A 26,290-nucleotide genomic window follows, 5' to 3' on the forward strand; every position below is an offset into this window, starting at 1 on the left:
CCGAATGTGAACTAAATCACTTCAAAGACGGGGGAAGTCTCAGTATCATCATGAGAGTTAAACCCTCGCCGCCAGACGGTGAGGGTTTTCTTTTGGGACCATTTACCTGCACTACTCGCAGTATCGATGACATGGAGTAAGAAATGTCCAGACCCACTATTATCATTAACGACCTTGACGCCGAACGTATTGATCGTCTTCTGGAACAGCCTGCGTATGCGGATCTGCCGATTGCCGACGCGCTCAACGCCGAACTGGATCGCGCGCAAATGTGTTCGCCACAAGAGATGCCGAACGATGTCGTCACCATGAACAGCCGCGTTAAATTCCGCAATTTGAGCGATGGTGAAACACGCGTGCGGACGCTGGTGTACCCCGCCAATATGACGGACAGCAGTACCCAGCTTTCGGTAATGGCGCCCGTCGGCGCGGCGTTGCTGGGACTGCGCGTCGGCGACACTATTCACTGGGAACTGCCGGGCGGCGCCTCCACCCATCTCGAAGTGCTGGAACTCGAATATCAGCCTGAAGCCGCGGGCGACTTCCTGCGTTAAACCCCATCTGCATAAGCGTTAATGCGTTTACACAGAGGATGCCTACGCATCCTCTTTCCGTTAGCCCTTTCATTTCTGCCTGTTTCAGACAACGCCGCCTGGCATCGGGTTGATTACTCCCGTCGCCTGTTTCTGCGCCGCTTGTGCCGACGTCGCTCCTGGCACCAGGATAACCTTCCGGCACTCTTCTTCGCGTTTTTCGAAAATTTCGTAGCCGCGCGCCGCCTCTTCAAACGGCATATAGTGCGTGACAATCTCCTCCGGCTTCAGCAACCCTTTTTCAATAAGCGGTAATAACTCCCCCAGCCACGCGTGAACATGGGTTTGACCCATTTTAAAAGTTAGCCCCTTATCAAAGGCGTCGCCGAATAAAAAGCCGTGAATAAAACCGGCATACACGCCGGGTACGCTGACCACGCCGCCGCGTCTGACCGCCGCGATACATTGTCGCAGCGCTTTGCCGCTACTGCCTTCCAGTTTAAGGTTCGTCAGCACCGTCTCCGTCAAACTGCCTTTCGCTTCAAAGCCTACGGCATCAATTACCGCGTCCACGCCGCGGTGTCCTGCCGTCTGCTCGATGATTTTTTCCGCCGGATCGTTCTCATCATCGAAGTTGATCGGTATCGCGCCATAACGTTCTTCGGCGAAACGCAAGCGCCAGGCGTGGTGATCAACGACGAAGATCTGCTCCGCGCCCAGCAGTCGCGCACAGGCGATGGTCAGTAATCCTACCGGCCCTGCGCCAAAAACCGCCACGCTGGAACCTTGCTGAATCTGGGCATTTTTTGCCGCCTGCCAGGCGGTAGGCAAAATATCAGAAAGAAACAGCGCCTTATCGTCAGATAACAGCGGCGGCACCTTAAATGGACCGACATTACCTTTTGGCACGCGAACATATTCGGCCTGTCCGCCGGGAACGCCGCCATACAGATGGCTATACCCAAACAGCGCCGCCGGTGGCGGGATCTGTTTTTTATTCATCGCCGCGCCGTGTCCGTCGTTAGTGTTTTCACACGCTGAATACTGCTGTAGCCGACAGAAAAAGCAGTCACCACAGGCAATGACAAACGGGATAACGACCCGATCCCCTTTCCGAATATTCTTTACATCATGTCCGGTTTCCACCACCTCGCCCATAAACTCATGGCCGAAAATATCGCCATGTTTTACCTGTGGGATCTTGCCGCGATAGAGATGCAAATCAGATCCGCAAATCGCGGTGGCGGTAACACGCAAAATGATATCGTCAGGCTGCTCAATGCCGGGATCGGGTACGTTTTCAACCTTTACGTGATGTGGACCGTGATACGTCAATGCTTTCATGCAGCCTCCGGGGTAACGGTGAATGTTGCGTTCGACTATAAAAGGGTAGCTATCCCGGAGAGACTGCCGGCAAAACAGGCGGCTTTAGGATTTTTCCTGGAAAATACACGATTTTTTAGCGCCAGGTTGTCGCAATATTTAAAATTGCCAGACAAATAGCAGAAAGAAACATTATTATATGCTTGAATAAATTCAGTATTGATTAACAGGGAGTAACGGGTATGTATAAGACAATCATTATGCCGGTTGATGTTTTTGAAATGGAACTTAGCGATAAAGCTATTCGCCACGCTGAGTTTCTGGCGCAACAGGATGGCGTCATTCATCTGTTGCATGTACTGCCTGGGTCCGCGAGCATGAGTCTGCACCGCTTTGCCGCCGACGTGCGTCGCTTTGAAGAACATTTACAGCATGAGGCGGAAACGCGTCTGCAAACGATGGTGGGACACTTCAGTATCGATCCTTCACGAATTAAAACACATGTTCGCTTTGGTAGCGTGCGCGATGTCGTCAATGAGATGGGCGAAGAACTGGATGCGGATGTCGTGGTAATCGGTTCGCGTAATCCGTCCATCACGACACACCTGTTGGGGTCTAACGCCTCAAGCGTGGTGCGCCATGCGACGCTGCCGGTATTGGTTGTGCGTTAACTCTGGTGGCTAAAAACTGACACGCCCTGCCAGGTCGCGCCTGGCAGGGCTTTTTATTGCATCATCGTTAGTACAAATGCCCGATATTCACAATAGTACTCACCGTGTCGCCAAAAAAGACCAGCCGACTCAGAAATACGCCAACGAATAACAAGACGAACAGGAGTTTCGGGCGCGAATCACCGTGACGGCTGGCGACAAAAGCGAGCGCAAGGCAAACCAGGCTTGCCAGATAAAACGGTGAAGCCAGCCATGAATGCGCCGTCATCTGCATTATCGTTCCCCCGCTTAACCACACCAGCGGCGCCGCGATAAGTACCGCGATACACACCACAATTCCCTGGCGTAACGCAGGAACGGCAGGCCTGAGTTTTAACAGCGGAATCGCCGCGCAACCCATGACCCATACCGTAATAAAAAATAACAGCATGGTAAATCCATTAGCGATAGCCACCATCGCTGGCGCGGCGTAGGTCATCCCCTGCACCGCCACCAGTAACACGCCGAACACGGAGGCGATAAGAGTCATCGCTTTATGTCCCTTTGCCAGGAACGTTACGCCGACCGCTGCGCCAAACAACGTAGCACCAAGGATTTCCCGACTTAACCAGGCATGTCGCAGATTAATCAGCGCATTATAAGCGCGATCGGGATGCGCCAGATGCAGAATCGCGGCAATAGACGCCAGTGCCAGCACCAGCCCAGTGACCAACCAATAGAAACGCTGGCCTTCCACTTCACCACGCAGCGTACGCCATGTCAGTACCAAAGCCATCCCGACAGACATCTGGCTTAATACCGTAAAAAACACCAGCGGCAGTTCATATTTTTCCATTACTTGTCCTCCGGCTGCTTAGGCTGGCGCGCCAGAATAAAGCGCGTTCCTGGATTGAGCTGTGGCATATGCGGGAACCCTGGCGGATACTGCACCGCATTATCGGGCACAGGATCGACATCCAAATCGATAATCGACAAGGCGCCCACCGGACAGGCGTTCACGCACGCCGGATTCATACCGATATCAAGACGCTCGTAGCACATACTGCATTTTTCCGCTTTACGCGTCTCTTCATTAAAACGCGGCGCGCCATAAGGACAGTTACGAATACAGTTTTTACAGCCGATGCAGCGCTCAGGGTTATGCACCACCACGCCATCTTCACGTTTGGTATAGGCTTCGACCGGACAGGCGGCGACACAGGCCGGATGTTCGCAGTGGTTACAGGCCAGCGAGTAAAACGCCCGCTCTTCATGTGGATAGATGTCTTTATCCAACGGATAAACGTAGCGCCAGAAGCGATCCGGCTCCAGTTGGTTAAAGCTTTTACACGCCATAGCACAGCCGCGGCAGCCGATGCACTTATCGCTATTCACTAAAAACGCACGTCTCATGCTACGGACTCCCCTTTACCGATCAATACAACGTCAGCAAACTGACTGTGGATAGCGGCGCCCGGCGCGCCAGTTTTCATCAGCCCCATATCAGCAGGCGTATCAGCCACGACGTTTTGCACGTTGTACTGCCGTTTCGGGAACCAGGCTTCATACATCACCAGAAAATCTTCCGGCACGTTGGTGGTGACTTTTGCCCGCAGCTCAACTTCACCGGTGCCATTGAAAACTTTGACCAGATCGTTCTCGCTGATGCCTTTTTTCTGTGCGGAAGAAGGATGGATATAAACGAACGGTTCCGGGTAGAACACCTGCATCCAGTCCAGGTTGATAAACTGCGAGTGCAGGCCAAACTGCACGTGCGGCGTAAACAGATGGAACGGCAGTTTGCTCTCGGCTTCCGGTTTGTATTCCGGCAGCGCGGTGTGGCCGTTTTTCTCCGCCAGTTCAGATTTAAATTCATACTTGCCTGACGGCGTTTTGAACTTGCGGTCATACCAGGCGGCAGAGCTTGGCAGGATCGCTTTTTTCGGCCCGTCCAGCAGATCGTCCCAGGAAGAGATGCCGAACATTTTCGCCATACCGTCGTTGAACTCCTGATCCAGCCAGCGCTTATGATCGAACTCTTGCGGGAAAGTACAGGAACCCGGCGCCATCTTATTAATGGCGCGCGACAGCATGGTAGCGATTTCAAGGTCGCATTTTGCTTCATACATCGGCTTAATCGCCGGCTGATTAATGGAAAGCCAGTAGTGCCAGTAAGAAGCATCCACGTTCCACTCTTCAAACGCGGTGGTAACGGGCAGCACGATATCAGCGTGTTGCACCGTTTCGTTGAAGAACTGATCGGCGCAGACCACCATTTCCAGTTTTTCAAACGCTTTTTTCATCTTGCTGCGATCGAAATCCTGGGCAAACGGGTTTTTACAGGCGACCCACAGCATACGAACCGGCGGATCGTTGGCCTCCAGAATCCCCTGCGCCGTTTGGTTGATATTCAGAGAGCGATCGGAGTACTGCACGGCGTCGCTGCCAGCGGCAGCCCCGAATTCACTGGTGGTGCCCGCCGCTCCCGGTATACCAATAGCGCCCTCCGGCGGCTTCTGCAGCATGGCGCTGTAGTTAAAGCCCCAGGTGTGCAGATGACCATAACGCGCGCCGCCGCCTTCGACACCGATGTTGCCGGACATAGCGACAAAGGCATCGATAGCGCGAACGTTGGCGCCGCCGTTGACATGACGCTGCATCCCGTAACCAATCCAGACCGTGGCCGGCTTAACCGCCGTAAACTCTTCCGCCAGCTGGCGAATGACATCCGCAGACAGGCCGCAGATTTCTGATGCCCACTCCACGGTCACATGGTTACGCAGATAGGCTTCAAATTCCGGATAGCCGTGAGCATCGTTGTTGACAAAATCTTGATCCACCAGCCCTTTATCCACCAGGTGGCGCACCATTCCCAGCGCCAGCGCGCCGTCTGAGCCAGGCCGCACGCGCAGGTAGAGATCGGCTTTGGCGGCAGTCTGCGACAGCAGCGGGTCGATAACCACGACCTTCGCCCCTTTCTCGCGCGCCTGATAGATGTACTTCATGCTGTGCATTGAGCACCAGGCCGGGTTGGCGCCCCAGATAATGATGTATTTCGCTTTCACCATATCTTCCGGGTCGTTACACCACATGTCGCCCATGTCGTAGTTTTGCGCGTCGATACCGGCAGGCCAGCACGGCGTACCGGCGAAACGGGTGGTGTAGCCAAGCGAGGACATCATCCCTTCAACGGCATAGTTCAGCACGCCAAACTTACCGGAATATTTGGTCAGCGCCAGACCGAGCATAGAACCGTCTTTTTTCTTAATCTCCAGCATCCTGGCGGCAATGCGCTGCATCGCCTCTTCCCATGAGATGCGACGCCAGTTGCCGCTACCGCGAACGTCCTGCGCCATGGGATATTTAATACGATCGGGGCTATAAACCTGGCGCGGATAGCTTAACCCTTTGACGCAAGGGGTACCGTGAGTAAATGTTGATTCCGGCGCGCCTTCCACGAAAGTAATGACCCCGTCCTTTACCCATGTCTTGAGGCTACAGGTGTCATAGCAGTTACGCGGACACGCGTTACGATAAATTTTGTACGTTTTAGGGTTAAAGGGAACAGGCGGCTGCGCAAGCGCGCATCGGGAGGTCAGTAATCCTCCGGGTAAAGCCGCAACGGCGCCCAGTGCCACTATCCCCTTTAAAAAAGAACGTCTGTTCAGATGTCCTGTCTCATTACTCATATTGATACTCTCGTTTTAATTCATCAAGCCAATAAAATAAGATGTCCGCCACCGTATATAACGTGGTCGTTTGCGCATGAGTTTTTATTTTTTCGATATATAATGGCACCCACTTTGTTAAATAGTTATTGATATATTGAGTGAGAGTAGTTCGGTATTGTGACGTTTGCCGGATATTAGCCAGTAATAGTGTGGTCAATTCCAGCACGCAGGAAATATGATCGTCAGGGATATTGCTCTCCTGATTAACCGATAATCCCAACGCTGCCATAAAATCCCGTATCTCCAGCGTCGCCTTTCCCATCACCAGCGCATCGTCCTCCAGATACACTGAAGCGAAAGGCGCAGCCAGCAGCTTGCCAGGACCGACGAATAGCGCATTAAAGTCATACTCCGCCTCCAGCCACGCCCGATCGGTAAGGTTTACCGCAGCAGTGGGATTTAATCTCACGTAGGCAGATTTCAGTGAACGACTATCATGAGAATTAAAAAAATCACGCAATGTAAGCCCTGTTTTTTCTAATTCCGTCAGTGATTCATAGATTGAATCCATGAATAAATAACCTCACATACAAATGCAATATAAATCAAGAAAAAAGAATGGGCATGTTAACGGAAGCGCTTAATCTTTCTTTGATAAAAAAACAGAAAAATTCCCGTTAAATCCGTAGAAGAGGTTTTTATTGTTTCAAAGTTTAAAAACAGAAGACCGTTGAAATAAAAAACCGTCTGTTATTAACAGACGGTTTCAGAGTATTGATAATGAAGAATGTGTTTTAGCTGGCGGCGAGCCCCAGGCATAAACAGCGCAGGCCCGAATAGCTTACACTATCGGGCCATTTACGATGGCCAGTTAACTGACCTTGCAGGTGTGCTTACTTCTTTTTATGCGATTTTGGTGCGAATCAGATAATCAAAGGCGCTCAACGAGGCTTTCGCCCCTTCGCCTGTGGCGATGATAATCTGTTTGTAAGGAACGGTGGTACAATCGCCTGCGGCGAAGACGCCCTTAACACTGGTTTCACATTTGGCGTCAATAATGATCTCGCCCATGCGGTTACGCTCAAGCGCGCCTTCCAGCCAGTGGGTATTCGGCAACAGACCAATCTGCACAAAAATCCCTGCCAGCGCGACGCTATGAATATCGCCGCTGACACGGTCACGATACTCCAGCCCCACCACTTTCGAACCGTCGCCCTTCACTTCTGTCGTTTGCGCATTCAAAATGATATCGACATTTTTCAGGCTACGCACTTTGTCCTGTAGCACCTGATCCGCCTTCATCTCCGGCGCGAACTCCAGCAACGTAACGTGTTCTACAATACCTGCCAGATCGATAGCCGCCTCAACGCCGGAGTTGCCGCCGCCGATGACCGCCACACGCTTCCCTTTAAATAACGGACCGTCGCAGTGCGGACAATAGGTGACGCCTTTGGTGCGATACTGATCCTCGCCCGGCACATTCATATTGCGCCATTTCGCGCCGGTGGCGATGATGATACTGCGCGCTTTCAAGACTGCGCCGGACGCCGTTTCAATCTGATGCAGGCCGCCTTCTGTCGCTGCCGGAACCAGTTTACTTGCGCTCTGGCTGTCGATAACGTCAACGTCGTAATCGCTGACATGCGCTTTCAGCGCGCCCGCCAGTTTCTGGCCTTCGGTTTTCGGCACCGAGATATAGTTTTCGATATCCACGGTATCCAGCACCTGACCGCCGAAGCGCTCGCCCATCAGACCGGTACGGATACCTTTGCGCGCCGAGTAGACCGCCGCCGCCGCGCCCGCCGGGCCGGAGCCAACAATCAGCACGTCATACGCATCGCGTTTGTTCAGCGCTTCCGCCGCACGTTTTTCTGCGCCAGTATCTACTTTAGCGACAATCTCGGTCAGAGTCATACGTCCCTGGCCGAACTCTTTACCGTTGACAAACACCGCCGGAACGCCCATCACGTTACGTTCGGTAATTTCGTTCTGGAAGGTGCCGCCATCAATTGCCGTATGTTTAATACGCGGGTTCAGCACCGCCATCAGGTTCAGCGCCTGCACGACATCCGGGCAGTTATGGCAGGAGAGTGAATAATAAGTTTCGAATTCAAAATCGCCATCAATATCGCGAATCTGCTCCAGCAGCGACTGCGCTTCTTTTGACGGATGACCGCCGGTCCACAGCAGCGCCAAAACCAGCGAGGTAAATTCGTGGCCCAGCGGAGAACCGGCAAAGCGCGGCCCCTGCTGAGAACCTGGATTCGTAATCAGGAAAGACGGCTTGCGCACCGGCAGAGTATTGTCTTCTTTAAATGTGACTTTGTCGGACAGCTCGGCGATTTCAGCCAGCAGTTCCTTGATTTCCGCCGATTTAGCGCTGTCATCCAGCGTGGCAATCAGCTCAACAGGTTTGGTCAGTTTCTCAAGGTAAGCCCTGAGCTGGGTTTTCATATTTGTGTCGAGCATTCTTCTTCCCTCTCTGAAAACATCATCATGCAAGCCGACTTCGCGGGACTGCATTAATACAACTTGCGTCATGGTGCTGAAATGAAATGGGCGCGGGTGCGCCCATGACTGAAACAATTTCCAAAGTATTTCACGTCAGAGTAAGGCGGCTAGCCTGAGAATCCCCGGGAGCTTACTGAAGTAAGTGACCGGGGTGAGCAGGCGACGCCAACGCAGCTATGGCGTGAAAGACGACGGAAATTTAAATTTTACCGACCAGGTCTAAAGATGGAGCCAGAGTCGCTTCACCTTCTTTCCATTTCGCCGGGCATACTTCGCCTGGGTGAGCGGCAACATACTGTGCTGCTTTAATTTTACGCAGCAGGTCAGACGCGTCACGGCCGATACCTTCAGCGGTAACTTCGATCGCCTGGATGATACCCTGCGGGTCAACAACAAAGGTCGCACGGTCTGCCAGACCTTCATCTTCACGCATGTTGTCGAAGTTACGGGTCAGGGCGCCAGTCGGGTCGCCGATCATCGCATATTTGATTTTTGCGATAGTTTCAGAGCTGCTGTGCCATGCTTTGTGCGTGAAGTGAGTATCGGTTGAGACGGAATAAACGTCTACGCCCAGCTTCTGCAGTTCTTCGTAATGGTCGGCAACGTCACCCAGTTCAGTCGGGCAAACAAAGGTAAAATCGGCCGGGTAGAAGAAGAAGACGCTCCAGCGGCCTTCGGTATCTTTCTCGGTGACTTCAATGAATTCACCGTTTTTGAACGCCTGGTTTTTGAAAGGTTTGATTTTGGTGTTAATTAAGGACATCTATACTTCCTCCGTGTTTTCGTTGAGGAGTAAGTTAACGAAATTTTGCTGATTCGGCTAATGCGTTTCCATTATCAAATCAATAAGCGTTAACTAACAACCCGATTCGGGCGACATTGTGAACACTGCGCCCTGTCAGCCATCTAAAGTAAAAAGGCCGCCTGACAGGCGGCCCCATTACCTGAACTACCCGTAGGTAACTTCAGAGCCAGTACGACTCGTCTTGCAAATTACAGACGTATTGTCTGCAACTCGAAATCCATAGCGTATATGCTGGCTAAGTGTTGCGCTCTACATTACCTTAACAAAGGCTGTAACAGCGAAAAGGATTACATCACCCCAGCATAGAAAGGGCAATCCCGGCACGCCAGCTCTTACCTATGTCTGTGATAGGCATCATCATTAATACTCTTTTCGCTTTGATCTTAAAAGGAAAAAATATGATTAAACGTACATTGCTGCTTGCTATGCTGCCCATTCTCGCCCACGCGGAAGAACTGCCTGCGCCGGTTAAAGCCATTGAAAAACAGGGCATAACAATCCTGAAATCCTTCGAGGCGCCGGGGGGCATGAAGGGCTATCTCGGAAAGTATCAGGATATGGGCGTCACGATTTACCTGACGCCGGACGGCAAACACGCGATTTCCGGCTATATGTATAATGAAAAAGGTGAAAATCTTAGCAACGCCCTGATAGAAAAAGAGATCTATGCGCCGGCCGGACGAGAAATGTGGCAGAAAATGGAAAAGGCGTCATGGATACTCGACGGTAAAAAAGACGCGCCGGTGGTGCTGTATGTCTTCGCCGACCCTTTCTGCCCCTATTGTAAGCAGTTTTGGCAGCAAGCTCGCCCGTGGGTCGAATCCGGCAAGGTACAATTACGTACGTTACTGGTCGGCGTGATTAAACCGGAAAGCCCGGCCACAGCCGCAGCGATTTTAGGCGCGAAAGACCCGGCGAAAACATGGCATGACTATGAAGCCTCCGCAGGAAAGATGAAGCTGGAGGTTCCGGCGTCCATCCCCCCGGCGCAGATGAAAGTCATTAATCAGAATCAGCAGTTAATGGACGATCTTGGCGCTAACGCGACGCCAGCAATTTATTACATGAATAAAGATAAGACGTTGCAACAGGTTGTGGGTTTACCGGAAAAAGCGCAACTGGACGCCATGATGGGGCAGCCTTAACGCAGAAATTAGCAAGGCAGAAGCTTAACCGTACCACGCCCGATAGCGCTGCGTTTGTCGGGCCAACCTCCTCCAGGCATTAACGCGACGCCAGACCAGCATATCATCCAGCACAGCTTTTTTAGACTAACGGCGTGATTATAAAAGTGTAAGTTATGTTCGTCTTTACTGTGATTATTTACTCGCTAAAATATTCATAACTGTGGTATTTTAGTTTAAATAAACTCTACATTAAGTTTAATAAACATAATTCTGGTAAATTATTGAGATTAAGTCATAATCATGGAAGATACCATGATTATGCCTGGAAGATACTATGGCTAACCTTTACGACCTTAAAAAATTTGATCTTAACTTGTTGGTTATATTTGAATGTATTTATCAACATTTAAGCATTAGCAAAGCGGCAGAAACTCTCTATATTACACCTTCTGCCGTAAGCCAGTCATTGCAACGCCTGCGCACGCAATTCAATGACCCTTTATTTATTCGTTCAGGTAAAGGAATTACGCCTACCGTAACAGGCATTAATTTACATTATCATTTAGAAAATAACCTTAACAGCCTGGAACAAACTATTAATATAATGAATCAGTCCAGTCTGAAGAAAAAGTTTATTATCTATAGCCCACAGCTGTTGATCACCCAATATGTGATGAAATTAGTTGAATATATTCGCAAAGATTCACAGGTTGAAATTGAACATCACGACATTTTGACCACTGACGAACAGCCTGAAGATCTTCTTGCCTACCGCAAAGCAGATATTGTGGTTTCAATGGCCCCACTCAATAATCGTTCTATTGTTTGTACTCACTTTAATAAGGTGGAATGTATCCTGGCTTGCAGTGAAAACCATCCCCGGCTAGGTGAAACCGCAACTATCGACGAAATTCTACAAGAGTCATTTACGCAATTCGTCGCCCGGAAAAACGATATAAAAGATCATCATTCAGTTATCCATGATATGCTGGGGGAAAGAATAATTGGTTTCAGAAGCAAATCGCTGATAACCATCGCCAACGCCATCAGCGCCACGGAGCTTATTGGTTTTTTACCACAATCACTTGTTGACTATTACTCATCCACTATCAAACTTAAAAAAGTCTCCATACCTTTTACCATTGCTCCTGTACAACTCTATCTTATGTATAATAGAGCTTCGATGAATAATAGCGGATTTACTGAGCTCATTGAGTACATTACAAAAAAGCATGAATAAAAAGGTCAGGTAACGGGCATTAACATAAATTCAATCTATATATTTATAGAATGCATTTATTTAGTAAATATAATAAAGCATTGCAAGTTCATCTAATCTGCTTATCCTTTATGTTAATTATTTCGAATATACTGTAGTTAACACATCGGAGACTATCCAGAGATGTCGGTTTATAAAGTTCCGCTTGAGCAAAATGTTCTGGAAGCGGCTCAAGAGCGTATAATGTGGACCCTGGAAACCTTACCCCGGGTCTGCGTCTCATTTTCCGGTGGTAAAGATTCAGGACTTATGCTGCACCTGACGGCAACGTTGGCGCGCAAAATGAATAAAAAGATCCACGTTCTCTTCATTGACTGGGAAGCGCAATTCTCCTGTACCATCGCCTATATTGAATCATTACGTGAATACTACGCGGACGTTATCGAGCGTTTTTATTGGATCGCATTACCCTTAACCACACAAAATTCCCTTTCACAATACCAGCCGGAGTGGCAGTGTTGGCAGCCGGGTGCCGACTGGGTACGACAACCGCCAGAAGATGCGATTACCGATCCGGCCTTTTTTTCCTTTTATCAACACGGCATGACCTTTGAACAGTTCGTTCGCGATTTTGCCGACTGGTTTTCAGAAAAGCGTCCTGCCGCTATGCTGGTCGGTATTCGTTCCGACGAATCCTATAACCGATTTGCCGCTATCGCTAACTCGCATAAGCTGCGCTTTGCCGACGACAAGCCCTGGACCACGTTAGCCCCTAAGGGTCACACCTGGTATATCTACCCCATCTATGACTGGAAAACCGCAGATATCTGGACCTGGTTCGCCAAAACAGGTAAACCATGTAACCCTTTGTATAATTTGATGTATCAGGCTGGCGTACCGCCCCGTTACATGCGTATTTGCGAACCGTTCGGCCCGGAACAACGACAGGGGTTATGGCTGTATCATGTTATCGAACCTGAGCGCTGGGCGGCCATGTGCGCCAGAGTCAGCGGCGTGCTCAGCGGAGGTATTTACGCCGGACAAGACAACCATTTTTATGGCCACCGGAAAATTTTAAAACCCGATCACCTTAACTGGGAAGAGTACGCGCTGCTCCTGCTACACAGTATGCCTGAAGTCACTGCCGAACATTACCGTAATAAAATCGCCGTTTATTTGCAGTGGTATAAGAAAAAAGGCATGAACACCATCCCACAGACGCAGCAGGGCGATATCGGATCGCGCGATATTCCGTCGTGGCGACGGATCTGCAAAGTTTTACTGAACAATGATTACTGGTGCCGGGCGCTGTCATTCAGTCCGACAAAACCTAAGAATTACCAGCGTTATAACGAACGTATGAAAGCTAAACGCCAGGAATGGGGGATCTTATGCAACACCGACTCACAACCGAAATAACTCACTTTCTCTCTGAACTGCCTGAAGAAGAGAGAATCGCCGCCATTAATGAATTTAGAATGGCGATACATAACGTTAGTCCTTTTCGCGATGAGCCTGTCGATTGTGTCCTGTGGGTGAAAAACGATCATATTTCGCCTAATGACTACAACCCGAATAACGTTGCGCCGCCGGAGAAAAAACTGCTGCTTAAATCGATTGAACAAGATGGGTTTACTCAGCCGATAGTGGTGGTAAAGGCCGATGCGGAGGAGTACGAGATTGTGGACGGTTTTCACCGTCATGAGCTGGGCAAAGGAAAAACGGTCCTGAAAAGGCGTCTGAAAGGCTACCTGCCGATAACGTGTCTGGACAGAGAACGTCACGAACGCATGGCGGCAACCATTCGGCATAACCGTGCGCGCGGACGCCACCAGATCCACGCCATGTCAGAAATCGTGCGCGAACTTTCTCTGCTAGGCTGGGACGAAAGCAAAATCGGCCAGGAGTTAGGTATGGACGCCGATGAAGTCCTGCGCCTGAAACAGATCAACGGCCTGCAGGAGCTTTTTGCAGACCGTCGATTCTCCAGAGCGTGGACGGTTAAATAACTACAGTTTACACAGGCGCTCTGCGGCGGCCAGCAGCGTTGATTCCTGTTTAGCGAAACATAAACGTATAAGCTGATGCGGGAAAGGGGCGGCGCAAAAGACAGAGAGCGGAATAGCGGCGACGCCGACTTCTTCGGTTAGCCACTGACAAAACTCAACGTCATTTAGCGTCGACACTGCGCTGTAATCGATTAAAAGAAAATAGGTACCTTCACAGGGCAGCACTTTTAATCGGCTTTGCGCCAGCGCGTTAACCAGCACATCGCGTTTTTTCCGGTAAAAATCGGGTAACGCGCGATAGTGTTCCGGCGCGGCGCGCAGCATATCCGCCAGCGCCAGCTGCGCCGGCGTATTGACGCAAAACGTCAGGTACTGGTGAACTTTGCGTATTTCGGCGCTAATGGCCGCAGGCGCAACGCAGTAACCAATCTTCCATCCTGTCATATGAAAGGTTTTACCAAACGATGAAACGGCAACCGCCCGCTCTCGTAACTGAGGGTGCGCCAATACGCTGGCATGACCTTCGACGGCAAAACAAATATGTTCGTACACTTCATCGCTTAACACATAAATTTCCCGCTCGCCGATAGCCTGCCACAGCGCCTCGATATCCGCCTGACGCCAGACGGTAGCGGTGGGATTATGCGGCGTATTGAGGATCACCAGCCGCGTGCGCTCGCTAAGCAACGCCGAAAACGCCTGCCAGTCGACGCGAAAATGCGGCGGCGTGAGCGCTATGCGTTTTAACACGCCGCCGGAAAGCGCCACGGCCGGGGCATAGCTGTCATAACTGGGATCGAAACAGATAACCTCATCCCCTGCCCGCACCAGCGCGGTAATCGCCGCATACAGCGCTTCTGTCGCGCCCGCCGTGACGGTGATATCACTGACGTCATCGGGTCGATAACCATATATTTCCGCCGTTTTATCGGCAATGGCCTCCCGCAGCGCCTGCGCGCCCGTCATCGGCGCATATTGATTCGCGCCCTGCGCGACATGATAAGCCAACCGCTCGTGCAAATAACGAGGACCATCAAAATCAGGGAAGCCCTGCGATAAATTTATTGCCTGATGTTTCTGCGCCAGCGCGCTCATTTGCGTAAAAATCGTGGTGCCAAGATTGGGCAATTTGCTTTTTGGAATCAGTGGGTTATTTCTCATTATCTTCATACCCGCCAGTGATGTGGTTGTTGACACACTATCACAGGGTGTTAGTATTTGGCAATCAAGACGTTTAGATGTCTAAATATAATAACAACGGTGAGAAGACCCTAAGGACAACACAACATGAACCACACTGAAATCCGCGTCGTTACCGGCCCGGCGAATTATTTTTCCCATGCAGGAAGCCTCGGAAGACTGACAGACTTTTTCACGCCGGAACAGCTTTCCCACGCCGTTTGGGTGTACGGCGAACGCGCGATTGCCGCCGCCCGGCCTTACCTGCCGGAAGCGTTTGAACGTGCTGGCGCAAAACATCTGCAGTTTACCGGCCATTGTAGCGAACGCCATGTTGCCCAACTGGCGCACGCCTGCAACGACGATCGTCAGGTGGTGATAGGCGTCGGCGGCGGCGCGCTGCTCGATACCGCCAAAGCGCTCGCCCGCCGTCTGGCGCTGCCGTTTGTCGCTATCCCGACCATCGCGGCGACCTGCGCCGCCTGGACACCGCTTTCCGTCTGGTATAACGACGCGGGACAGGCGTTACAGTTCGAAATTTTTGATGATGCCAATTTTCTGGTGCTGGTCGAACCGCGCATTATTCTGCAGGCGCCCGATGACTATCTGTTAGCTGGCATTGGCGATACGCTGGCGAAATGGTATGAAGCCGTTGTGCTTGCGCCGCAGCCTGAAACGTTGCCTTTGACCGTAAGACTGGGCATTAACAGCGCGTGCGCTATTCGCGATCTCCTGCTGACCAGCAGCGAACAAGCATTAGCGGATAAACAGCAGCGTCGGCTGACCCAGGCATTTTGCGACGTGGTGGATGCGATTATCGCTGGCGGCGGTATGGTCGGCGGCCTCGGGGAACGCTATACCCGTGTCGCCGCCGCCCATGCGGTACACAACGGTCTGACCGTCCTGCCGCAAACGGAAAAATTCCTGCACGGAACGAAAGTGGCTTATGGCATTCTGGTGCAAAGCACGCTACTGGGACAAGATGACGTGCTGGCGCAATTGATTGCAGCGTACCGGCGATTTCATCTGCCGGCCCGACTTAGCGAACTGGACGTGGATATTCATAACACCGCCGAGATCGATAGGGTAATCGCACATACCCTGCGCCCGGTCGAATCCATCCACTATTTACCGGTGACGTTAACGCCTGACACCCTGCGTGCGGCGTTTGAAAAAGTTGAATTTTTCAGAATATAGCCTGGTGACGTTGCGCTTATCAGGCCTGGCAACACTCAGCAGCAACGCGCGCCGCCTTTTCCACCATAGCGCGCATCCTGCCGCTCGCGGAAAAATTCTTCATAGGTCATCGGCGTCTGATCCGGATGCGTTATGCGCATATGTTCCACATAGTTGTCGTAGTCTGGCACGCCAATCATCATTTTTGCGGCCTGTCCCAGATATTTTCCGGCTTTCGAAAGCGTATCGAACATCGTTGTCACCTGTCATCCAAATGCCCTCTCCTTATTCTGGAGAGGGCTATTGATGTAAAAAGATTAGTGCGCGCCTTTCGCCTGCGTCACGATCTCATCCACATTTTCCGGCATCGGCTCATACGGCGTTTCATTCGCCGTCGGTTTATCAATCTTCAGAGCGGCCAGCGCCGTCTTAATAGAGAAGACCGCCAGCACCACGACCACCACCATAAAGAAGATGGTTAGCCCGGCATCCAGACGGTTATTGAATACCAACTGCGCGAGCTGCGATTCGGTGTACTGCGGCGGAATATTGCCGCTGTCGATCATCGCCTGGAACTTATTGGCAATGGCCAGGAAGCCGATTTTCGCATCCGGACTAAACGCTTTCTGCCAGCCCGCCGTCAGCGTACAAATCAGCAGCCAGGCCGTTGGCACCAGCGCGACCCACGCATAACGCTGACGCTTCATTTTGAACAGTACCACGGCGCAAAGCATCAGCGCCATCCCCGCCAGCATCTGGTTAGCGATGCCAAACAGCGGCCACAGGGTGTTAATACCGCCCAACGGATCGACCACGCCCTGATGGAGGAAATACCCCCACGCCAGCACGCACAATGCCGTAGCAAGCAGGTTCGCTGGCAGCGAATCGGTACGTTTCAGCCCTGGCGACACTACGCCCAACAAATCCTGCAACATAAAGCGCGCCGCACGGGTACCCGCATCCACCGCCGTCAGAATAAACAGCGCTTCAAACAGAATGGCAAAGTGATACCAGAACGCCACATCCATCATGCCGCCCAACGCGCCATGTAAAATGTAGGCCATCCCTACCGCCAGCGTTGGCGCACCGCCTGCGCGGGAGATAATGGATTGTTCGCCGACTTCATTGGCAATCTGGTGTAACGTATCCGGCGTGATAGCGAAACCCCAACTACTGACCACCTGCGCGGCAGAAGCCACGACATCCGCTGTCCCCGCTGGCGCCAGTACCGCCATCGGGCTATTCATCGCAAAGTAAACGCCCGGATCGATAATACAGGCCGAGACCAGCGCCATAATGGCGACGAAAGATTCCATTAACATCCCGCCGTAGCCGATAAAGCAGGCCTGGCCTTCGTTGGCCAACATCTTCGGCGTCGTGCCGGAGGAGATGAGCGCATGGAAACCGGATACCGCGCCGCAGGCGATGGTGATAAACAGGAACGGGAACAGGTCGCCTGTCCAGACCGGTCCTGTACCATCAACAAATTTGGTCAGCGCCGGCATAGTCAGCGTCGGACGCATGATCAGAATCCCGACCGCCAGACCGACAATCGTACCAATTTTCAGGAAGGTAGAGAGGTAATCACGCGGCGCGAGCAGCAGCCAGACCGGCAGTACCGCCGCGACAAAACCATACCCCACCAGCATCCAGGTAAGCTGCACGCCAGTAAAATCAAAGTACGGCGCCCAGGTTGGGCTTGCCGCCACCCATCCGCCGGAAATAATAGCGAAAATAAGAAATACCAGCCCAATGACCGACACCTCGCCGATGCGCCCCGGACGCAGATAACGCAGGTAGATGCCCATAAAAATCGCCAGTGGAATGGTGAACGCGACAGTGTACGTTCCCCACGGGCTATGGGTCAGCGCTTTCACCACGATCATCGCCAGGACGGCCAGAATGATCACCATGATCATAAAGCAGGCCACCAGCGCGATCACCCCGGCCGTCGCGCCCATCTCCTCTTTAACCAGCTCGCCAAGCGAACGCCCATCACGCCGGGTCGAGACGAACAGCACCATAAAGTCCTGCACCGCTCCCGCCAGCACAACGCCCGCCAGCAGCCAGATCATCCCCGGCAGATAGCCCATCTGCGCGGCCAGTACCGGCCCGACCAGCGGACCTGCGCCAGCAATGGCCGCAAAATGGTGACCAAAAAGCACTTTTTTATCGGTCGGGACATAATCCAGACCATCATTATGACGTACCGCGGGCGTCATACGCGTTGGGTCAACCGCCAGCACTTTTTTGGCGATATAGAGCCCATAAAAACGATACGCAATAAGATAGACACAGACCGACGCCACCACGATCCATAGCGCGTTGATCTGTTCCCCACGATTTAACGCAATATAGCCCAGGGCAAACGCACCCAATACTGAGAGCGCTGTCCAGACGAGGTATTTCCCTGATTTATTCATAGTTGTTGTCCGTTTGGGTGTTCCAGAGAGATGTTACATTTTGTTTCTATAACACCTTTACCGTAATTAACAACACAACAACATGATAAAACCGGATAGTTACCCATTTTTTACATTACAGTGTTAACCAGATCACTTCCTTTCTTCGTTAACGCTGCAATTGCATTTTACTTTGCCAGAACTATCCCATTACCGCCGTTCCCAGGCGACAGGTGCAGCAGCGCCTCCCCTGCTCGTCAAAGAGCGTAATTTCCCAGCTTTGATTCTGCCGCCCCAGATGCAGCGGCAGGCAAACGCCGCGTACTTTCCCCTGCGAGACGGCGCGGTGGTGGGTGGCGTTTAACTCGGTCCCGACCACGCACTGCCCGTCGCGGGTCATCAGATAACCCGCCATTGATCCTAACGTCTCCGCCAGCGCTGCCGATGCGCCGCCGTGTAGCAGACCAAACGGTTGATGAGTGCGGACATCGACGGGCATTTCCGCCTCCAGCACGTCATCGCCCAGACGGGTGTAAACAATGCCCAGATGCGCCACCAGCGTGTTCTGACTGGTAGCGTTCAATTCATCCAGCGTTAAATGCCGTTTCCAGATCATCGTCAGGCTCCCAATGTTGAACCACCGTCCACCACGATATCCTGCAAGGTAATGTGGCTGGCCAGATCGGAGGCAAGAAACAAAATGGTATTGGCTATCTCCTGCGGACGGGCGATTTTACCGAGCGGAATACCGAGCTTAAACTGTTCGCCGAAACCGCGGATACGCTGCTGTTCGGCATCTTCACTCACCCATAAAGTGCGCTGCATATCGGTGTCAGTCGAACCGGGCGACACCACATTACAGCGCACCCCGCAGCCCGCCAGCTCTAGCCCTACGGTTAGCGCCAGGCTTTTCAGCGCCGCTTTAGAGGCGCCGTAGGCGCTCATACCGATACGTGGCGTATGCGCCGCATCTGAGGCTACGGTAACAATCGCCCCTCCCTGCTGACGGCGAAACTGCGCCATCGTCTGTGAAAACAGGTTAAATGCCCCGCCCACATTGACCGCAAATGTCTGCTGCCAGTCGTCGACGCTAAGCGCATCGGTCGCTCCCATACGCAAAATACCGGCGGCGTTGACCAGCACATCCAGCCGCAGCGTTTTTTGCAACACACGCTGACACACCTGCGCAACCTGTGCGGCATCCGCCACATCCATGACTTCGGTAGCAAAGGGATAATTCTCTTGCGTAAATTCACGATCGAAGCCGAACACCCGCGCCCCGGCGTCAACAAACGCCAGCGCCGTCGCGTAACCGATCCCTTTCCCCGCCCCGGTCACCCATACCGTTTTGTCTGAAAAATCAAAGCTGGCCATTACTCTACCCCGCGAGAAAGCAGCGCCCACCAGGCGTCAATGGTCGGATTTTTCGCCAGCATCACGAAGTCGATATCGCCGTGTACTTTACGCCAGCGCGCCGCCAGCCCCATCATGCGTACTGAATCCAGGCCATAATCAATCAGGTTTTCATCATCCAGCGGCTCGTCAGTCTCATCCAGCAACGGCAGAATCAACGCCCGCAGCGCCGCTTTACTGGCAGGAACCGGCGTCGGCAGCAGCGATTCAGTCATGACGACGCGACCGGAACGCCCCGCCACATAGTTTAGCGCCATCAGATGCTCTTTCCGGCTGAAATCCGCCAGCGCATCCGCCACCATAAACGGCTTAATGTCGCGCATAAACGCATCGGTAGCGGTGGTCATACAGCCAATATGCGCATACACACCGGTAATGATGAGCTGATTGCGTCCGGTATCTTTTAACATCTGTTCCAGCGGCGAGCGGTGAAACGCGCTATAACGCCACTTCACCAGCACCGTATCCGCCTCATCCGGCGTTAAGGCTTCTACCACCTTCTGCTGTTCCGGAGAGCGCGTCAGTCCCGGTCCCCACATATCATTGAGTAACGCGCGATCTTCATCGCTTTGCTCTTTCGGCTGAGCGGTGTAATAGACCGGGATATGATGTTCCTTACAGTACTGGCGCAGAGCGGCGATATTGGCAATCACCTGGTCCATCATTGGGCAGTTGCGGCCCCAAAAGCTGACAAAGTAATCCTGCATATCGTGGATGAGCAGCGCCGCGCGCTCCGGCTCAAATGCCCAGTTCACTTTGTTGGTCGGGATATCCAGTGCGGTGGGCAGCGCGTAAGACTGTAGTTTCGGAATGGCCATCTCTCTTTCTCCTTCAGAGCGGTGAACGTGACGCCAACCGCTGGCGTAATTGTTTTTTATCGACTTTACCAACCGGCGTCAGTGGCAGTGACGCAACGCACTCCACGCGATCCGGTAATTTAAATTCCGCCACGCCCTGCTCTCGCAGGAAACGGCGTACCTGTACCGCTCGCAGCGGCTCTTTTACCACCAGATATGCGCAACTTTTTTCCCCCAGCAGTTCATCTTCCATGCTGACCAGCGCCGCATGGATCACCGCCGGGTGGCGCAGTAACAGGTTTTCTATCTCTTCGGCGGCTATCTTCTCGCCGCCCCGATTGATCTGATCTTTTTCACGCCCGTGAACGGTGATGTAGCCGTCTTGATCAATGGAGATCAGATCGCCGGAGCAGTAAAAACCGTTGGCGTCAAAGGCGCTGGCATTGTGTTGCGGACTGTTGAAATAGCCGCGAAAAGTATAGGGGCCGCGCGTCATCAGACGACCAATCTCGCCCGGCGGCAGTGGATTCCCGTCGGCATCCGCCACCCACACTTCGTCGTCCGGACACATGGGTCTTCCCTGGGTATTGATAATCCGTTCCGGACTATCGTCCAGCCGGGTATAGTTCACTAACCCTTCCGCCATACCGAAGACCTGCTGCAACTGACAGCCAATTTCAACCGGAATACGGGCGGCCAGCGTCGCAGAAAGCCGCGCGCCGCCAACCTGCAATAACCTTAATGACGCCAGCGGCGCATTGCCGCCCCACTCCTGGATAGCCTGTAGCCATAGACTGACCGCGGGCGGCACCAGCGCCGTGGCATTAATCTGGTGTTTTTCGATCAGCGGGAAACAGAGCGTGGCGCTGGGATCGGTCGCCAGCACTACCGTTCCTTTGGCGAGAAAAACGCCCAGCGCGCCCGGCGAACTCATGGCGTAGTTATGCGCGGCGGGAATCGCGCACAGAAAACGCGTCTCCTCGTTGAAACCGCAAATCTCATTGCTGCGGCGCACGCTGTAGTAATAGTCGTTATGGGTACGGGGAATAAGCTTTGGCGTGCCGGTAGTACCGCCGGAAAGCTGAAAGTAGGCCACTTCGTCAGCAGGTGATGGCGTGGCGGTGAAATCTTCCGCCGCCTGCCGCATCGCCGCGTCCAGGCTGTGATCGCCGTCGTCGTTACGCAATAACACCACCCGCACAGAGCGGTGTTCAGCCACAAACGTGTTGAGAAAGTCCTCCCCGGCGAACAGCGTATGTTGGCGATCGGCAATCACCAGCGTCGGCGCGATCTGCATCGCATAGGCGTTAAGTTCGGTACGTTGATGGCTAAACAGCGCCAGAACGGGCGCTACGCCAAGCTTCAACAGGGCGAAAAAGGTGATATACAGTTCCGGTACATTCCCCAGTTGCACCAGAGCGGTTTCGCCAGGTTTGATGCCCTGACGGCGTAAACTGCAGGCCAGATTATCCACGGCCTGGTTGAGCTGGCGATAGCTGAATGCGCGCTCGCCTTCAATGACCGCCGTCTTATCGCTGTCAGCGTGGCGGGTCAGAATATCGGTCAACGGCACGTCTTGCCAGTAGCCTTTTTCACGATAACGGCGGGCAAATTCATCCGGCCAACGGGTGAAAGGTATACGCATCATCGTTCCTTAATGCAGTCCAAAAACGTTCAACATCGTAGAGAGCTTGACGCCGGTTTCCCGCCACTCGCCGACTGGCGAAGAGGCAGGGACAATCCCGGCGCCGGCGAACAGGCGCACCTGATTACCTTGCAATTTCGCACAACGAATCGTCACTACCCACTCGCCGTTTCCTTCGGCGTCGCACCAGCCGACAATGCCGCCAAACAGTTCACGATCGAACGGTTCCAGTTCAGCAATCAGCTTTTTCGCGACCTGATGGGGGAAACCGCTTAACGCAGGGGTCGGATGCAGCAGACAGGCCAGCGTCAGCGCGTTTTCTCCGGCGTTGGCCTTGCCCTCAAACGGCGTACCGAGATGCCATAGCGTCGGCGTGGTGATCAACTGCGGAGAGGAAGGTAATTGCAGTTCCGTGCTGCGATCGCGCAGGATCTGCTTCATCGCCTGCGTCACCAGCTCATGTTCATGGCGATCTTTTTGTGAAGCCAGCAGTCGGTTTCCCGCCTCGCGATCCAGAACGTCATCCGGCTGTCGGCGTGCCGAGCCTGCTAACGGCAGCGAACTAAACCGCTCGCCCTCTTTGCGTAGCAACAATTCGGGGCTGGCGCCCAGCAGAACGCCGCCATCCGCCAGTGGCACATGGAAGTTGTAACTAACTGGATTCTGCGCAACCAGCCGCTCCAGCAATGCTCCGCTATCCACCGCCACATCAGTGGTGATATCTATTAGCCGGGAAAGCACCACTTTATCGACGTCTGGCGTGGCGGTCAGCATAGCCGCGCGTGCGACCATTGCTTCAAAAGCATCCTGCTCCGGAATCGCCTTTCGCGCCGTCACCGTCAGTGGCTGATGGTCAGTAAAATAACGCGCCGTGCGCTGCTTTTGCTGGCGGGAAAAGGACTGCCACGCCATCGGGATAAATAGCGACGACGGCTGACGGGTATCAAAGGGGATCGCCCCCACCAGGATAGGGTTGGCGATGCCCTGCGATTTGGCCTCGGCAAACTGCTGGCGCAATTTCTGCTGGAAAGGGCTATCCGGCGAATCTCCGGCAACCGCAGGCTCGGTATAACGGGCGAAGCACCCGGAAGTGGTAAAACTGCGATACGGCGACATGAAGAAAAAGCGATCGGGAGCAAGCGTTGCCATTGTCTCCTGAGCGTCCTCGGCCAGTGACATATCCATATCATCCTCCAATGATAAAGGCTTATATACACTTCATCTTTCAAGCTGCCTCTTTGTTGGCTGCGCTCAGAAACCCCGGTCACACAGTTATCTATGCTCGCGGGGATTTCTTCCCTTGCCGTTGCGATGCTTCTTGAATGATTTTGTGTATAATAATGATTATTATTTCTATTTTTAGTGCGCTAACCTAAGAGTAAAACGTCGCTCTGTCAACTCTGGTCATGAGTTAAATGGCACTAAGGCTTGCATCTCGCTGCCGCTGACATGAAAATGAGAAGCATTAACTTTATTAATAACAGGACGCTATTGTGAGACTCCCCGCCTTTTATCGTTGGCTGCTTTTAGTGGTTGGTTTATCAATTTCAGGAATATCCTTAGCCCAGGACGCCGGTTGGCCCCGGCAAATCCAGGACAGCCGCGGCGTTCATACTCTGGACCACAAGCCCGCGCGTATCGTCTCTACCAGCGTGACGTTAACAGGCTCGCTGCTGGCGATTGATGCGCCCGTCGTCGCCAGCGGGGCCACTACGCCGAATAACCGCTTTGCCGACGATCAAGGGTTTATGCGCCAGTGGAGCGACGTAGCAAAGGCTCGCCATGTCGCCCGGCTGTATATCGGCGAACCGAATGCCGAAACGGTCGCCGCGCAAATGCCGGATCTCATTTTGATTAGCGCCACCGGCGGCGACTCCGCGCTGGCGCTTTACGATCAGCTCTCCGCTATCGCGCCGACGCTCGTCATCAATTATGACGATAAAAGCTGGCAGAGTTTGCTCACGCAGCTTGGCGAGATCACCGGCCAGGAGAAACAGGCCGCCGCGCGAATAGCGGAATTTGAGGCGCAACTGACGACGGTTAAACAGCGAATCGCCCTGCCGCCGCAACCGGTTAGCGCGCTGGTGTATACCCCTGCCGCGCATAGCGCCAATTTGTGGACGCCAGAATCAGCACAAGGCAAGCTATTGACGCAGTTAGGCTTTACGCTGGCGACATTGCCCCGAGGGCTGCAAACCAGCAAAAGCCAGGGTAAGCGCCACGATATCATTCAGCTTGGCGGTGAAAATCTGGCCGCTGGGTTAAACGGCCAATCTCTTTTCCTGTTTGCCGGCGACAACAAAGATGTCGCGGCCCTTTACGCCAATCCGCTGCTGGCGCACCTGCCAGCGGTGCAAAATAAGCGCGTCTATGCCCTGGGCACGGAGACGTTCCGTCTGGATTATTACAGCGCAACGTTGCTGCTTAACCGGCTGGCCGCCCTGTTTTAGCCTTATCGGAGTCTTATCCGACTGACCAGAACGATTTGGTCAGTCGGATAAACGCCTCTTTATCAGCCAGCATCGCTAACCGGCGGCGTCTGGCGAAAACGACGTAGCTCGCCCAGCACTAACAACAGCAGCAAACCGATAATCACCAGCCCGAATCCACTCACGCTTGCGGAAGCGACCGGCGTCATCATTGCGCCAAGACCGCCTAACAGCGCCGCGCCGATAGCGTCTCCCGTGACGTTTTGCGCGGTCCACAGGCCGTTCATTCGCCCCAGCATATTTTCCGGCGTCTGGGTTTGCAGCAGGGTATATTGTAATAACGAACTGATGGCGCTAAGCCAGCCAAACAGCGCCAGACAGATAACACCTGCGATCCAGACCGGCATGATGGCGAACAGCCCCACCGCCAGAAAAGAACCGACTGTCGAAACCAGCATAATGAGCCCCGGACGAACGCTATGCGCCAGTTGTCCGCTGGTCAGCGCGCCAATGGCCGCCCCCAGCGGAATTGCCGCATACAGTAAACCGATTTGCGCCGCCGACATCTGCCAGCTCATCGCCAGCGCCGGATAGAGGACGCGTACCGCGCTTGCCATCGTCACCAGACCGCCAAGCAGCGCAATACCGCCGATAAGCGGACTGGCGAGCAAAAAACGAAATGCCGCCAGTAACGCGATAAATGGATTTTCCCGCAGCTGCGGAGGGACAGGCAGTCGCGGCAGCGTCAGTAACGGCAATAGAGTAATAAACGTCCCGGCGGCCGCCAGCCCATAGTTCCAGGCTACGCCGCCGCTGGCAAGCAATATGCCCCCCAACATCGGCGAAATAACCGATCCCAGACGTACCGTCAGCATGGTAATCGCGCCGGCCTGCATCAGATTTTCTCTTCCGACCAGCGCTGGCGTCGCCGCCAGTAACGCGGTCACCCCCAGAGACGCGAAAAAGCCGTCCCACAGGCCAAGGAGATATATCGCCAGCAATGACGGTTCCGGCAACAGCGCGTTCACGCACAGGCCAATAAAGCCAATACCGCAAGTACCGCGCGCCAGCAGAATCACCTTCTTACGTTCGTAGCGATCGGCCAGTACACCACCCACCATTAAACCAATAAACATGGCGCCGCCGGTTAACGTTACCGACAGCCCTACCTGCCAGGTGGAGTGCGTCATCATTTGGATCTGTACCGGAACCGCCACGCCAAGCAGCCCCAGCGAGACAATAGAGATAAAACGGGCCAGAAATACTGCGCGAAATGCAGGGTGCGTCTTCAACAGGCTGAGATTGAGCAGCCAGGATTGTCGATTCATTACAACGCCTTAATGCGAGTTTTTTTAAATATCCATTCAATGGCTGCACATGCTAACATAACCAAATAAGATA

Annotated in this window: 24 protein-coding genes; 8 read left to right on the top strand and 16 right to left on the bottom strand. The window is 53.1% G+C overall.

Annotated elements, in window-relative coordinates:
- Positions 1-143 precede the first annotated feature (143 nt).
- Positions 144-554 (top strand): nucleoside diphosphate kinase regulator, encoded by a 411-nt coding sequence (gene rnk, locus NA389_RS07745; RefSeq protein WP_000089748.1) that lies wholly within the window; start codon positions 144-146, stop codon positions 552-554.
- A gap of 84 nt (positions 555-638) precedes the next feature.
- On the opposite strand, the gene NA389_RS07750 is transcribed toward rnk, so the two are convergent.
- Positions 639-1,877 carry a zinc-dependent alcohol dehydrogenase gene (locus tag NA389_RS07750; RefSeq protein WP_000646115.1) on the bottom strand — a complete coding sequence of 413 codons (1,239 nt, stop codon included), beginning with the start codon at positions 1,875-1,877 and terminating at the stop codon, positions 639-641.
- A gap of 221 nt (positions 1,878-2,098) precedes the next feature.
- On the opposite strand from NA389_RS07750, the gene uspG reads away from it, so the two are divergent.
- Positions 2,099-2,527, top strand: coding sequence for a universal stress protein UspG (gene uspG / locus NA389_RS07755; protein WP_000278499.1), 429 nt, complete (start codon positions 2,099-2,101; stop codon positions 2,525-2,527).
- 67 nt (positions 2,528-2,594) lie between these two features.
- Here the strand turns inward: uspG and NA389_RS07760 are convergent, their stop codons facing one another.
- The 6 genes from NA389_RS07760 to ahpC all read right to left on the bottom strand — a co-directional run bounded on the left by NA389_RS07760 (position 2,595) and on the right by ahpC (position 9,451).
- On the bottom strand, positions 2,595-3,362 hold the full coding sequence (locus NA389_RS07760) for a dimethyl sulfoxide reductase anchor subunit family protein (RefSeq protein ID WP_000417106.1): 768 nt from the start codon (positions 3,360-3,362) through the stop codon (positions 2,595-2,597).
- The gene (locus tag NA389_RS07765; RefSeq protein WP_001250387.1) at positions 3,362-3,919 is read right to left on the bottom strand and encodes a 4Fe-4S dicluster domain-containing protein; all 558 of its coding nucleotides are present in this window, start codon (positions 3,917-3,919) and stop codon (positions 3,362-3,364) included. Before NA389_RS07765 ends, NA389_RS07760 begins: the two co-directional genes overlap by 1 nt.
- The gene (locus NA389_RS07770; protein WP_000064307.1) at positions 3,916-6,195 is read right to left on the bottom strand and encodes a molybdopterin-dependent oxidoreductase; all 2,280 of its coding nucleotides are present in this window, start codon (positions 6,193-6,195) and stop codon (positions 3,916-3,918) included. The genes NA389_RS07765 and NA389_RS07770 overlap by 4 nt, the downstream gene beginning before the upstream one ends.
- Complete coding sequence (locus NA389_RS07775; RefSeq protein ID WP_000377437.1) at positions 6,188-6,748, bottom strand: TorD/DmsD family molecular chaperone; 561 nt, start codon at positions 6,746-6,748, stop codon at positions 6,188-6,190. The genes NA389_RS07770 and NA389_RS07775 overlap by 8 nt, the downstream gene beginning before the upstream one ends.
- A gap of 332 nt (positions 6,749-7,080) precedes the next feature.
- Positions 7,081-8,646 (bottom strand): alkyl hydroperoxide reductase subunit F, encoded by a 1,566-nt coding sequence (gene ahpF / locus NA389_RS07780; protein ID WP_000887644.1) that lies wholly within the window; start codon positions 8,644-8,646, stop codon positions 7,081-7,083.
- A 241-nt stretch (positions 8,647-8,887) separates the two neighbouring features.
- Positions 8,888-9,451 carry an alkyl hydroperoxide reductase subunit C gene (ahpC, locus tag NA389_RS07785; RefSeq protein WP_000052802.1) on the bottom strand — a complete coding sequence of 188 codons (564 nt, stop codon included), beginning with the start codon at positions 9,449-9,451 and terminating at the stop codon, positions 8,888-8,890.
- Positions 9,452-9,891: 440 nt separating this feature from the next.
- Here ahpC and dsbG point away from each other — a divergent pair, with 440 nt between their 5' ends.
- The 4 genes from dsbG to NA389_RS07805 all read left to right on the top strand — a co-directional run bounded on the left by dsbG (position 9,892) and on the right by NA389_RS07805 (position 13,848).
- Entirely contained in the window at positions 9,892-10,638 is a 747-nt protein-coding gene (dsbG, locus tag NA389_RS07790) for a thiol:disulfide interchange protein DsbG (protein ID WP_000597129.1), read from the top strand.
- 316 nt (positions 10,639-10,954) lie between these two features.
- Positions 10,955-11,860 (top strand): DNA-binding transcriptional repressor CitR, encoded by a 906-nt coding sequence (gene citR / locus NA389_RS07795; RefSeq protein WP_000002491.1) that lies wholly within the window; start codon positions 10,955-10,957, stop codon positions 11,858-11,860.
- 162 nt (positions 11,861-12,022) lie between these two features.
- Positions 12,023-13,258: a phosphoadenosine phosphosulfate reductase gene (locus NA389_RS07800; protein WP_000118132.1), complete on the top strand. Its 1,236-nt coding sequence runs from the start codon at positions 12,023-12,025 to the stop codon at positions 13,256-13,258.
- Positions 13,231-13,848 carry an IbrB-like domain-containing protein gene (locus tag NA389_RS07805; RefSeq protein WP_001164754.1) on the top strand — a complete coding sequence of 206 codons (618 nt, stop codon included), beginning with the start codon at positions 13,231-13,233 and terminating at the stop codon, positions 13,846-13,848. Before NA389_RS07800 ends, NA389_RS07805 begins: the two co-directional genes overlap by 28 nt.
- On the opposite strand, the gene NA389_RS07810 is transcribed toward NA389_RS07805, so the two are convergent.
- Positions 13,849-15,009 (bottom strand): pyridoxal phosphate-dependent aminotransferase, encoded by a 1,161-nt coding sequence (locus tag NA389_RS07810; RefSeq protein ID WP_001245597.1) that lies wholly within the window; start codon positions 15,007-15,009, stop codon positions 13,849-13,851.
- Between the two features lie 126 nt (positions 15,010-15,135).
- On the opposite strand from NA389_RS07810, the gene NA389_RS07815 reads away from it, so the two are divergent.
- Positions 15,136-16,224, top strand: a complete 1,089-nt coding sequence (locus NA389_RS07815; RefSeq protein ID WP_001016873.1) for an oxidoreductase — start codon at positions 15,136-15,138, stop codon at positions 16,222-16,224.
- A gap of 35 nt (positions 16,225-16,259) precedes the next feature.
- Here the strand turns inward: NA389_RS07815 and NA389_RS07820 are convergent, their stop codons facing one another.
- The 7 genes from NA389_RS07820 to entC all read right to left on the bottom strand — a co-directional run bounded on the left by NA389_RS07820 (position 16,260) and on the right by entC (position 23,645).
- A complete protein-coding gene (locus NA389_RS07820; protein WP_000460619.1) occupies positions 16,260-16,457 on the bottom strand; it encodes a YbdD/YjiX family protein in 198 nt (65 codons plus the stop codon).
- 63 nt (positions 16,458-16,520) lie between these two features.
- Positions 16,521-18,626: a pyruvate/proton symporter CstA gene (gene cstA / locus NA389_RS07825; RefSeq protein ID WP_001043108.1), complete on the bottom strand. Its 2,106-nt coding sequence runs from the start codon at positions 18,624-18,626 to the stop codon at positions 16,521-16,523.
- A gap of 181 nt (positions 18,627-18,807) precedes the next feature.
- The gene (gene entH, locus NA389_RS07830) at positions 18,808-19,221 is read right to left on the bottom strand and encodes a proofreading thioesterase EntH (protein WP_000637968.1); all 414 of its coding nucleotides are present in this window, start codon (positions 19,219-19,221) and stop codon (positions 18,808-18,810) included.
- A gap of 2 nt (positions 19,222-19,223) precedes the next feature.
- Positions 19,224-19,979 carry a 2,3-dihydro-2,3-dihydroxybenzoate dehydrogenase EntA gene (entA, locus tag NA389_RS07835; RefSeq protein ID WP_000135721.1) on the bottom strand — a complete coding sequence of 252 codons (756 nt, stop codon included), beginning with the start codon at positions 19,977-19,979 and terminating at the stop codon, positions 19,224-19,226.
- Positions 19,979-20,836, bottom strand: coding sequence for an isochorismatase (locus NA389_RS07840; RefSeq protein WP_001007169.1), 858 nt, complete (start codon positions 20,834-20,836; stop codon positions 19,979-19,981). Before NA389_RS07840 ends, entA begins: the two co-directional genes overlap by 1 nt.
- Before the next feature lie 13 nt (positions 20,837-20,849).
- Positions 20,850-22,460 (bottom strand): (2,3-dihydroxybenzoyl)adenylate synthase EntE, encoded by a 1,611-nt coding sequence (gene entE / locus NA389_RS07845; protein ID WP_001222461.1) that lies wholly within the window; start codon positions 22,458-22,460, stop codon positions 20,850-20,852.
- Between the two features lie 9 nt (positions 22,461-22,469).
- Positions 22,470-23,645 carry an isochorismate synthase EntC gene (entC, locus tag NA389_RS07850; RefSeq protein ID WP_000367597.1) on the bottom strand — a complete coding sequence of 392 codons (1,176 nt, stop codon included), beginning with the start codon at positions 23,643-23,645 and terminating at the stop codon, positions 22,470-22,472.
- 308 nt (positions 23,646-23,953) lie between these two features.
- Here entC and fepB point away from each other — a divergent pair, with 308 nt between their 5' ends.
- Positions 23,954-24,910, top strand: a complete 957-nt coding sequence (fepB, locus tag NA389_RS07855) for a Fe2+-enterobactin ABC transporter substrate-binding protein (protein ID WP_001238994.1) — start codon at positions 23,954-23,956, stop codon at positions 24,908-24,910.
- A 62-nt stretch (positions 24,911-24,972) separates the two neighbouring features.
- Here fepB and entS read toward each other — a convergent pair whose 3' ends face one another.
- Positions 24,973-26,217: an enterobactin transporter EntS gene (gene entS / locus NA389_RS07860; RefSeq protein WP_001081654.1), complete on the bottom strand. Its 1,245-nt coding sequence runs from the start codon at positions 26,215-26,217 to the stop codon at positions 24,973-24,975.
- Positions 26,218-26,290: the final 73 nt, after the last annotated feature.

The organism is Salmonella sp. NW645, assembly GCF_051703725.1.
Lineage (GTDB): Bacteria > Pseudomonadota > Gammaproteobacteria > Enterobacterales > Enterobacteriaceae > Salmonella > Salmonella enterica.